Consider the following 11,566-nt stretch of genomic DNA (forward strand, 5'->3'; position numbering starts at 1 on the left):
GCCGACCACATGCGCACCTCCCTGGTCACCGACGCGATCGAAAAAGCCGTGGCTGCCCGCGGCAGTCGGGTCCACGGCGTCGTCTTCCACACCGATAGGGGCGCCCAATACAGCGCGGCCGCCTTCACCGAGGTCTGCCGCCGGCACGGCATCCGCCGCAGCATGGGCCGGGTCGGCTCAAGCTACGACAATGCCCTCGCCGAGTCGTTCTTCCAGGGCCTCAAGCGCGAATTGCTCCATGGCCGCCGCTGGACGCCGAAGGCACAGACCCGGCTGGAGCTGTTCCGCTGGCTGTCGTACTACAACCGGCGCCGTCGGCACTCCACGCTCGGCTACCTCACACCAGCCGAGTTCGAACAGCAACTGATAACGTCACATACGCTGTCACTCGTCGCATGAAACCCGGTGTCCACTCCCGGGGATCAACCTCAGCCCCATGATCGCCGACCCACCCATCAAGATCAACCAGTCCCGACCCGACCACCTATCCAGTTACCACGCCACCTGCGTCGGCACACCCACCGAGAACGACCTGAACTCGTACAAGTAGCCCCGCACACACCCCGCTACCCCGATACGTATCTACTCACTGGGTTGCTATCGTTACCCGCCGGGCGCAACCCGGGAAAGGGGCACGTTTCCCGAGCTTCTCTCGGAAAGAGCCGGGCTACCTGCTACAACAGAGGAATCGCTGTGCGCAGCCATTGAAGAGGACCTTGATCTGGGTGGTTGCCGATTGTGTGCCCACCGCTCGCCACGGAACGGCAGGACATCATGACGATTCAATCCAAAGCGGATGGCACTCTGTGAGATTTACCCGTGCGTCACGAAGAGGCGGTAGACGGCGCGACACAGCCGATGCGACGGAGCAGACACCGCAAGCAGCAGCGCCTGTGTCCGCGCCTGCGCCCCCGAATCCACTGCCGGACCTCGTGCCGCTGCCCGCGGAGGAAATCGCGCTGATGCGCGCGAGCGTCGCCGCGGTCGGCCCGCAAGCAGCAGACATGACCGTGTATTTCTACGCCATCCTGTTCGCACGCTACCCCGACGTCCGCGGACTCTTCCCGGACAACCTTGACGTTCAGCGCGACCGGTTGCTGCGCGGTCTGCTACGCATCGTCGACTTCGTCGACGACCCGGAGAACCTGATCCGGTTCTGCAGCCGGCTCGGTCGGGACCACCGCAAGTTCGGTGCACTGGACGGCCACTATCCCGCGGTGGGCGAGTGCCTTCTGGCGTCCCTGGCCCGCTACGCCGGCCCGGCGTGGAGCCCGGAATCCGCCTCCGCGTGGCTGCACGGATACGGCGTCGTCGCGCAGGTGATGACGCACGCCGCGGCAGAGGACGCCCGCACGGCGCCCGCGCTGTGGGAGGCGGAGATCGTCGACCACGTGCAGCGCGGCCACGGCATCGCGGAGATCACCGTGCGGCCCGACGCTCTCTACCCGTACGCGGCGGGCCAGTACGCGAGCGTGGAGACGCCCTGGCAGCCCAAGGCGTGGCGCTACTACTCGCCCGCGCACGCGCCGCGAGCGGACAACACCCTCACCTTCCACGTGCGTGCGGTCGCCCAGGGCCAGGTCAGCCAGGGCCTCGTCCACATTGCCAAGCCCGGGGACGTGATACGGCTCGGACCCGCGCAGGGCGACATGACCCTCGACCCCGGCAGTGACCGGGACCTGGTGTGCGTGGCCGGTGGGACCGGCACAGCCCCCATCAAGGCATTGGTGGAAGAGGCGGCCCGCAGCGGTATCGAGCGCTATGTCGACGTGTTCGTCGGCGCTCGCACGGCTGAGGAGCTCTATGGCCTGGACGACATGCTCAGGATGTCCCAACAACACCACTGGCTCTCGGTGCGGGCCGCAGTGTCGCACGAGCGCATCGCGGGACTCGAGGGCACTCTGGCCCAGGTGCTGAACGAGTTCGGGCCATGGCCATGGCACGAGGCGTTCGTCTCCGGGCCCGTAGCCATGGTCACGCAAGCCGGTGCCGCCCTGGCCCGGCAGGGCATTCCGCAGGAGCGAATTCATTTCGACCCCTTCGACGTGCCCGTGCTCGAGGCCGCTTTGCTGCCCCGACAGTTGCAGGAACCGCTCGAGGAATGAGCGTCCGGCCCCATCCGGCGGTCCCCTCCCCACGCTCTCCCGCCAGCCACCCACTCGCCATGTCCAGCAGCCGGATTCCACCACGTTCCGCCTTTCCGGCCGACCGGCCACTGGACCAGCGCCGGCGCGCCAGGCTGTACGAGCACCAGACACCGAGCAGAAGAGACTCCGATGCAGTTTCCCCGTTCCCTCGTCCCAGCTCGCCGCCGCCCGCCAGCGGACAAGGCCGTCCTGGCGGCCGCCGAGGTGTTCATCCGCCAGTACGCCGCCGAGAACCCGGGCGCCGGTGATCCACGCCGATGACTCGCGGAGGTCACCGCTGAGGTGGAGGGCTTCGGCACGTACGTACACACCCCAGCTGAGCTGGCTGGGACCTGTCCCCGAGGACCCCGACCTGCGGCCGGCCTTCGTCCACCGGACCGCAGCGGCGCCCTTGAACACCGGCCACGGCGAATTCGGCGGGCGAACGAACAACTCCACCGACTGCCCCGTACGGGGTGAGACCCCGGCATACGGATCGTATTCCCGGGGTCTCACCCCACCTCGCGCCGTCCCGAGCGGTTCAGCCGCCGGTCGCGCTCGCGGCGAACAGCCGGCGGATCGTTGAGCTGGTGGACCGGTGCGGGTGACGGAGAAGGAAACCTGTTCTGGCCCTTCACCCGCCCCCTCGACCTCCTCGGCATCGCCCCGTGACCAGCAACAACACCAAGACCAAGCGACTTTGGAACGGCCCTGCCGGCCGCGCACGCCGAGGGGCCTGGAACAGGCGCAGGACCTGTTCCACGCCGACGGGCTGGAAATCAAGCCCCTGCCTCTTTCCTCGCTTGCCGTTCCTGCTTCTCCGCCTTTTTTGCCAGGAACTCCGCCGCCTGGAGCTGCTCCTCCGTCTGCGACATCTTCTGATTCGCATCGGCCAGCTCCTTTCGCGTGCTGGATATGTCTTGCTTCAGTGACGTTTTCTGTCGAGCCGACGACGTCGAGATCAGTCGGTCCTCCAGCTCCGCGAGCCAGTCCAGTGTTGAATTGCGTTCGGCGATCGCGGTGTCCAACTGCTGCTTCCAGTTCTGCGCCCTCCGCCGGTATTCCCTCGATGCGGCCAGAGCGTTATTCGCGCGCCGTATCGCGGCATGGCGTTCGTTGAGCTGGAGGTTGGTGAGGGCGGGGTCCGGATGGAACATCAAGAGATTTTGCAGCGCCTTGTAACCATTTTTCCCTGTGGCATGAGAGCGCAGGGGGCGCGTCTTCTTGAAAGTCTTCGGCGTCTCGTCGAGGATTTTGTAGCGCCCGTACTCGGATATTCCGTCGAATGCCTCCTTGGCAAATGCGTGCTCCATGTTCCTACCCATGACGCCGAGGCTGTTCAGGGAAAGTGTATGGACGGTGTCACGCCAAACGGCACGTTCAAATGCGCGGTCAACAGGACCCCTCGGGGGCAGCCCCGGAATATATGAGTCCACGGACTTCGTGATTTCATTGATCAGGCCCTGGACGGACCTTTCGGGCCTTTCGGGGCTGTCCACGTGAAGAGCCAGCGCCTCGGGGATTATGTCGATTCCGCGTGCCCTGAAGTACTCGTCCAGGTGGTGCTGCGCCGAAAAGAGCGACAACGCACTTTGTGAGTAATCGATCAGAAGGATGCTCTTGTCATGGCGAGTATGCGGGAGGACGAACTCGTCAAAGTGCGCATAGAGCAGGTCCTGCTGTTGGGGCGTGAGCGGAGCGAAACCACGCCTGTCGAACGTTTCACTGAGTATGGATCGACGATCGGCGGGCCCCGCCCGGAAGCTCGACAGCGGTATGGAGTCGGCGTCATGACCTGATGCCTGGAGAGCGGCGACCACCGGAACAGGGCTGCGTCCCAGTCCCAGATAAAAATACTGCTCCGGCGGAAACTCCTCGGTAATCCTCGAGGAAAGCTCGACGCTCGCTTCGAGAATTCCCCCCTGTCCCAGTGCGTGTTCTCTGAACGACCTTTCCCTCAAATCCTCCAGAAGTCGCCCTCCCTCGTAGCTCCGATATACCTTCATGCTGTCCGTGGTGTATAGATGCGGTATTACCGCATCTGCCACGGAGCCTTCGTAGAGACGTATGCCCGACGTGGCCAGAAAATCCCGAAGGAGTGTCGGCGTCAGGCCGTACCGCCTGCCATCCCGTTCCACGAAAATATGGGTCGACGGCGGGAAGGGAATTGTTTGCGGCCGGCCGTCATATCCCACCGTGACTCTGCCGGCAGGCGGTTCCCACACGGGGAGGGGGTTCACGGCTTCCCGCCGGCCGGTCGTCCCGGCCCCCGCGGTCTGCACGCCGGCCTCGGACCACCAGGTCCGTCCGGGGCCGGGGGTGGTGTCGGCGGAGTTGGTGACGGGCCGGGAAGCAGCCGGGTCGCCGCTGATGCCGGATCGGCGGCGCGGGCGCGAGGGGCCGGCGAGCGGGTGGTCGGGTTCACGGTCCGGGGCCCCGGCAGGGCGGAAACTGTCCGACGGGACCGGCTTGTCGATCAGGACCCATGCTTCCGAGTCCTCCGCGGGAGGGGGAAGCGGTACGACCTTCTTCGGCTCCTTCGTGAATTTCCTTGCGGGCTTGTTCCCCACGGTTGACGCGGGAGTGACCGGCTCGGGTTTTCCTGTCGACTTGCTTCCGGACGAGTTGGCGACGGGTGTCGGCTCGTTCTTTCGTGCCGGCTTCGGGTCCCGCGGGTTCGCGGCCGGCTCCGACTTCGGCTTTGGGTTGTCTGCCGGCCTGCTGCCCGACGGGATTATCGTGGAGTTGCTCGGCTGCTGTTTCCTAGGGAGGTAGACAACCTCCACCTCGTTGCCCTTGGCCTTGGTCTGGGGGTCCAGTGCGACATCGAACTTTCCGTCAAGGAAGGCCAGTAGCATGTAGTCGGACTTCCATGCCGCGCTCAGAGATTTCTGGAGCTCACTACCTATCTCCGTCGCCCGGCTCATGGCTGCGGAGTAAGCGTCCTTGTCGGTCTGGAGAAGTCCCTTGCTGACCGGCGTCACGATCTTGATCGTTGGCTTCGGAAGGCCGGACTTGGTGGTCCACATGCTGACGGCGAGAATGCTTCTGGCGATTTGCGAGATCTTCCTCTGCGCGGAATCGCCCGAGGGGTCGGACGCGTCCAGCGGGTACACGTGCACGACATCGTTTCCAGCCTTCCGCACGTAAGCGACCGGATCGGCCGGCCATTTCCACGGCATCTTTTCCGGAGTGCCCGACGTGCCTGCGCCGTATTGACGGCGAGTGGCGGCGTCAATAAGCGGACGATTCGTTGAAGAGGATGCCGCGGAGGCAGGCAGCGCATCCGGTACGACACGGGCGGAGCTGTCAATGACGACGGCGTGCGCCTCCGACGATGCGATGTCCGGGACGTCCTCGGAGATCCGAGCGCTGTCGTCCGCGGCGACCCACACGATCTGGGGAGTGTCTCCGTCGTTCTTCCCGGGTAGTGCGTAGGCGGCGAAGGCGTGGCCGATGCCCGACGGGCGCCGGGCCAGTACGAAAGCGGCACTGCCCGACCCCGCGCTCTCGAGCGCGTGCGCCAGGGCACCCCACGACGTGACGGCTCGCCAGTCCGCCCCCACGGTGAGGAGCTCCTCCTGCGGCCGAACACCCACCACGCTGTCGTCCTGAGCGGCCGCGGGCCCTATCCCCTGTCGGAAGAGCCGATCCCGCAGGGACGACAACAGGAGCAGGCACTTCTGGACCGACATCTCGTGCGGGGAGAGCGACACCGGCTCGGAGACAGCCCCGGGATCGGGGGCGCCGGCCTTCCCGCTCAGGTGAAAAGCGGCGACGGCTTCAGCGACGACGCTTTCCAGTTCGGGCCTGCTCAGTACGCGGGACCGGCGCGGCAGCAGGCTCTCGCGTAGCGCACCCAGAGCCGCCTGCCGGGGCCCGGAGTTCCGGGCGTCCGGCGCGGATCCCTCGTCGCCGCGGGGCCCGGCGTCGGAACCGGCGGCCGTGCCCGCGGCACGGTCCGGTACCGGGTCCGTGTTCCGGCCGGTGTGGTCGCCCGGGGCGGCCGCCGCGAGCCCGGGGGCATAAGCAATCTCCGAGCGTGGAATCTCCTGTTCGATAAAGACCCATTCGCCTGCACTCAGGTCGCCGCCGCCGGCGAGAGGTGCAGCGCCGCGACCCCTGTCAGTTTCACTCCTTTCCGCTTGCTTGCGCAACTTACCGGAATTTCTGCGCTCCCTAGCAGAATTCTCGCCAGATCCTCGGGAAGTCCTTGGAGCAGGTGTGATTGCCGCCCGCGGTGCTCGAGAATCGCTTCGCTCCGGCATGTAGACGACTTCAATTTCTACATCCCTACCTGCAGCGGGTCGAAGATCCAGAGAAATGTCGAAACTATTGTCTAGGAACGCGCGGAGCCAGGGACGCTTTCCCCAGCCTTTAAGGAGTGATTCCTGCAGTACGGAATACACATTTTCTGCCCGGGTCTTGGCATGGGATGCGGCTTCCTTTCCGCCTCCGAAAAGTCCCCGGCGCTCGAATCCCACGATCGTGATTTTGGGTTTGGGATACCTGGATCGCGCGATCCAGGTGCTTATGTTGAGGATGGTTTCGGCAATGTCGGAAATTGCGGAACGGTCGGTGCTGCTCAGCGGGTGCTGGGCTGAAACCGGATGGACGTGCACCACACCTGGTCCAGCGCTCTGCACGTGTTCCACCGGGTCGGTGACGTTTTGCGGCCAGGTCCTCCGATCAACGGCACCGCTCGGGCTGGTCGGCGCGCCGCCGCGCAAGAGGTAGGTGTGGCCGTCGACAACCTTGTTCGAGAGCAGTTCAGCCTGATGACGCAGCGGTTGTCTGCGATCAGTGGACGTGCGCGCGGAATAGGCTCGCTTGACTGTTTCCGCGTCCTCGTAGTCCGGGGCATGCCTGCGCAGCAAGGACAAGGTCTCGGTCAACAGGTCGCCCGCGGACCGCGGGTCGTCTGCCTCGAAGGCGTTCCACTCCTCAAGGCTGGACACCACCGCCGTCGGGTCCGCCTCGGCCACACGTGCCGCGGGGGCGGCGGCATTCCCGGCCGCAGCCTCCTGGGAATCATCCGGCCCCACCCCCGGCAGAGGCGTACCGGGTCCGGTGCTGGTGTCCGCCTCGCCGTGAGACGGCGCCGGCCCGGTGCCGTCCGCCTCGGTTGCCGTAGCGGTACGGGTTCCAGTGAGCTCGTCGAAGACGCGGCCGCCGGGGGGCACGGAGTCGGGCCCCGCAGTCACAGGGCTGGTCAGAGCGGCGCTGGTGTCCAGGCGGCCGGCAGCCGTCGCCCCTTCGCCCTGCTCTCTCCCGGGACCGGCGGCCTGAACAGTCGTCAGGCCGTGATCGAACGGAACCCGCTCGGAACCACCACCCGGCGTCGAGGACACCCTCATGGCTGCGACGGGCTTGGGCGCTGAACCGTGTGAGCGGTCTGGGCCGAGCGGACGGATACGGGGTGAGGGCGTGCTGGTGTCGGCGTGGCTGACCCACCACGCGTTGAACAGCTCCTCGACTTCGGTGTGCTGTTCCCCGCTGCTTGTCTGGTTGGCCCTGCTGTGTGCGTCGAGGTGACGTGCCAGCGACTGGACCCGGGCGTCGGTAAGAACGGCATCTTTGACAGCCTGGCGCGCCTGGCGGTCGTCGGCGCCTGCACGGGCGGTCAGTTCGTTGCCGCCCACGCTCGCGATCACTCTCCGCAGTTCGGCGCGCAACCCGTCGACCATGTGCTCGTCGGTGTTGACCACACCGATGAAAGGCGAGTTCCGGATCAGTCGCCCGGCGGAGGGAGCGACATCGGCCGCGCCCCGCGTCGTCGTATCTCCGTGTTCACCGGGGCGGACGTCCCCCTCCGTCTGGTGTACGGGCGGTGCGGGATAAGTGGGCGGTTCAGAGTCGTACAGCGTCCACTGGCCGACAGGGTTTCTTTCACGGTCAGTGGAAGAGGGAGCCAGGTGCCAGTACGTCCTGCCGCGGCGGAGCACGAGCGGACGGGTGTGGAAATAGACAGGTCGCCCGATTGCTTCAAAGATGGCACGTGCCAGGGAATGTGCTTGTCCCGCAAAGTGGGCCAAAGCGATCGGTATGCCCCCGCGGCCCTGGCCAGTGAAAGGTGAGAGAACGGCAACCAGTTGTTCCGTGAACCGCTGGTGCGGCACGGCTAGCTCGTATCCTCTGTCGCGGCGGACAACCTGGCCCTCGTGGTCCAAGTTCACCGCAAGGACTATCGCCGTGGAGTTCCAAGGCGCCCGTGCATACTGGTCCCTAGCGGCAATCGTGGGGTGATCGGGTAATGCTTCGTAGATGTGATCGAACTGAACAGATCCTTCTATATTCAGTAGTCCGGCCCAGTCCAGGACCCAGAATCCCCGAGTTCCATGGGTGCCGGGCACCTGCCTGATCGGCGGCACGCCCGGCACGTCTGGATCACCCTGCGCGCGGGGCACCTGGTGGTCCGCCAGGTAGGTCGGCCCAGGTTCGACTCTCACTCCACGGGTGCCAGGACCCTGCCTGAGCCGTGGCACCTGGTGGTCCGCCCGACGGGCCAGATGGGCCAACTCGCACTCGCGGTCAATATTCTGCTTTTGTGCCGCGACGTGCTCCAGCAGACGGTCCACAGCCTCCATCCGCGAGCTCCCGTGGGGCTTGGCCAGCTTCCAGGCATGGATGGCGCCCATGATCTCCTCGAGACTGCGACGTTCGTACTCGAGGGGAGCCTGATTTCGGACTCCGAGGCTGCCCACCCAGTTCTGTAGGGCCCGGTCTATCTGTTGAAGCGCTTCGGACCGGGGGCCTTGGCCTGTGTACCAATGCCAGTGCTCGGCGATCTGGCTATCGTGCAGTGGAGACCGTCGTATCTCGTTGGCAGGACGGTGACGGCTGGAGGAACCGCTATAGCTCAATCGGGTGGGGGTGGCGTGGAGGTTCCTGTAAGCAGCGGAGTACTCGACGTTCCGGCTCGGGTGGGCTGGGTAGGCGTGCTTGTCGGTCGGGAAACGGCTGTTGGCGTCGAGGATGCGGGCCTTTCCCACGTCGCTCAGCCAGGACCTGATGTCCTCTACTGACCTGAACGGGTTCGTGGAGGGCTTCTTCGGCTCGCCGGGGATGAGACGGGCGCCGGTCTCATCCCCGGCGACGAGTGTGGCGTCGTCGCTATCCGCAGAGGACTCCACACCCGCCGGTGACTCATTCAGGCTCTTCTTCGCTCCGTCAGCGTCGCTGAACAGGCTGCCTTCCCGCGTAAATCCCCCATCCGCCGGCTTCTGTGCCGGCCTCGTCCGACCGGCGGGCTGCCTGGACGGACCGGCCTGGGTGTTGTCCGCTGTTGTGGTTTCGGTGGTGTTGTGACCGTGGCTCGTGGTGGGTAGCTCGGCGGACGTCACCCGCGCAGAACGTTCGGGCAGTCCGTCCGGCAGTCGGCCGCCGCTTGTAGTGGTCGGCTGTGTGTTGTCCGCCGCCGCTGTTGGGCTGGTGGTGTCGCGGCGCCTGCTTGCTTGTCTGGTGCCGTGTTGTGAGCTGCCGGCTCCTGGGGTCTGCAGGTTTCGCTGCATGCGGTCGTCGTGCCCGGTCGGGGATATTCCTCCGAGGAGGCGTGCGGGTCGGGGGCCGGTGGGCGCGGTACGGAACAGGGTGCTCAGTTTCCGCGAGTGGTCTTCGGCAAGGTGCTCGCCGTACTGCAGTATTTCTGATGCGACGGATCTCACGATGTCTTCGTGCAGGCGGCGGTAGGGCGTTTCCTCGCCGCCGGGTGCCGGCACCACATGATCGCGTGCCACGATGTGGCCTGCTGATGCCAGCACCTGCGCAAGCTCGTGCTCGTCGTCGATGCTTTGCAGGAGGTCGCGGGCCTCGTCAAAGGCGGCCTGCCAGTCAGCGCGTGTTCCATGATCCACTGCGGGCTCGTGTGCCTGCGGTTCTGGCAGTGCCGGCTCCGCTGTACCAAAGGTTTCGATGGCCGGGATCTTGGGTTCCGGCGCGGCCGGGGCGTAGGGCGGGCCCGGAGTGCCTGCAGGGCTGTGGGTGTTGTCAATGTTGTCGGACAACAGGCCGGTGTTCGTGGTGTGGTGTACGGCGGCCGGGTCCTGGGAAAGCGATCCTGTCTCCTCGGTCGGGGCTGTCGTTTCCTTCGGCGTGGGCGGCAGCGTGTGCGGTGTCTGCCTGTTCTGCCGGGCTGCGAGGGCCTCGGGGCTGGTGTCTCCGTGCTCCCAGACGACGACACCGTCACGGTGGGTGCCTGTCTGGTCAAGGAAGTAGTCGTAGACGCTGACCACGGCCTGCGGGTCGATACGGCCGGTGAACGCGATTTCCTGCTCTTCAGCGAATGTCGACTCATCGCCCAGCGTGGCGTTGATGTCGATTCCGGTCGGGTCGGAGTTGCTAGCTGTGTCGATCTGGTAGCGGAATCGCCTGTTGTGAAATCTGAGGTCGGGGTCACGGGTGGTGGCCACGAACTGGGCGTCCCGGTTGCCCGGCCACTGCCGACCCTCGATGACCCGGGAGACGTCACGGGCACTGAATCCCTGCTCGAACACTTCGTGTGGGTCTTCTTCCGAGAACCGCCATACCGTCTCCCGGCCACCACTGAGGACCGCTGCTGCCTGGTCGCCGGGGTGTATCAGGTTCCAGTCGACCCTACCCTGCATGAAGTACTTGCGTCCGGCTGTCACCTGCTTGGCCAGCGCCTCGGCCTGGGCGCCCAGATGACGACCCAGCTCGGTGGACGTCAGCACGGCGTAGGCGCGTTTCACGGCGTCATCGCTCTCCCCGAACTCGGGGACCCGCTTCAGGATCAACGACCGCGTCAACCGCAGCAGTTCCTCCGCGGACTTCGAGTCCCGGCCGGCGAAGTCGTTCCACGCCTCATGGACGGACACCCGAGCCGGACCCGCCGGCGCGTGCTGCGGCAGCGGTCCTGCACCGACCGGTCCGGTACCCGCTCCAGCAGTCCGGCCAGGCGAACCGGAAATGCCGGTGCCGGTGGTGGGCAGTGTGCCGTCGGCGGGAGGAGGACCGGCGGTCGTCGCTGGCGAGGTTGCGGACGGCGCCTCATCCAGTCCTCGGGCCGGGTGTGTTATCCGCTCGGCGGCGTGGGGGGCCGCGACCGGTCCCTCATCAGGCCGGTCGGGGCTGGTGGTGCGCAGGGGGAGACGGGGAGCGGACGTGTGTCCTCGTTCGCCGACTGCGGGAAGCGTTTCATCCGCGCGGGGGGCGGATTCCGGGTTGGCCGGGATGCCGGAGGACCCCCTCCAGGTGCGCGGACCCTTGTCGGGGTTGACGAGGGTTTCGGTGGAGTCGGTCCACTTCTCGGCGTCGTCGGGCCGTAGCTGGTAGGGGCCCGAACCCGTGAACGGACCGTTGTCGTCCGTGCCGGTGTTGAGTGCGGTGCTGTTGAACTGTGACGGGTCGATGTCCAGCCGGGGCGGTGTGCCGAACCAGTCCCCCTTCAGCAGATTCGCCGTGTGCACGGCATGCATGTGCAG

At 66.1% G+C, this 11,566-nt stretch carries 4 protein-coding genes; 3 read left to right on the forward strand and 1 reads right to left on the reverse strand.

Features of this window, described 5'->3' with window-relative positions:
• The 3 genes from ACFYOH_RS43640 to ACFYOH_RS43650 form a co-directional block, all read left to right on the forward strand.
• On the forward strand, nt 1–399 hold a 399-nt coding region (locus ACFYOH_RS43640), incomplete at its 5' end, for an integrase core domain-containing protein (RefSeq protein ID WP_388637644.1).
• Between the two features lie 563 nt (nt 400–962).
• Nucleotides 963–2,105 (forward strand): globin domain-containing protein, encoded by a 1,143-nt coding sequence (locus ACFYOH_RS43645; RefSeq protein ID WP_388637647.1) that lies wholly within the window; start codon nt 963–965, stop codon nt 2,103–2,105.
• Nucleotides 2,106–2,276: 171 nt separating this feature from the next.
• Nucleotides 2,277–2,408, forward strand: coding sequence for a hypothetical protein (locus tag ACFYOH_RS43650; RefSeq protein WP_388637650.1), 132 nt, complete (start codon nt 2,277–2,279; stop codon nt 2,406–2,408).
• Nucleotides 2,409–2,905: 497 nt separating this feature from the next.
• On the opposite strand, the gene ACFYOH_RS43655 is transcribed toward ACFYOH_RS43650, so the two are convergent.
• Nucleotides 2,906–11,551 (reverse strand): hypothetical protein, encoded by an 8,646-nt coding sequence (locus ACFYOH_RS43655; protein WP_388637653.1) that lies wholly within the window; start codon nt 11,549–11,551, stop codon nt 2,906–2,908.
• Between the last annotated feature and the right edge of the window lie 15 nt (nt 11,552–11,566).

Origin of the sequence: Streptomyces sp. NPDC007856 (assembly GCF_042868225.1) — a bacterium.
In the GTDB taxonomy this organism is placed as follows: domain Bacteria; phylum Actinomycetota; class Actinomycetes; order Streptomycetales; family Streptomycetaceae; genus Streptomyces.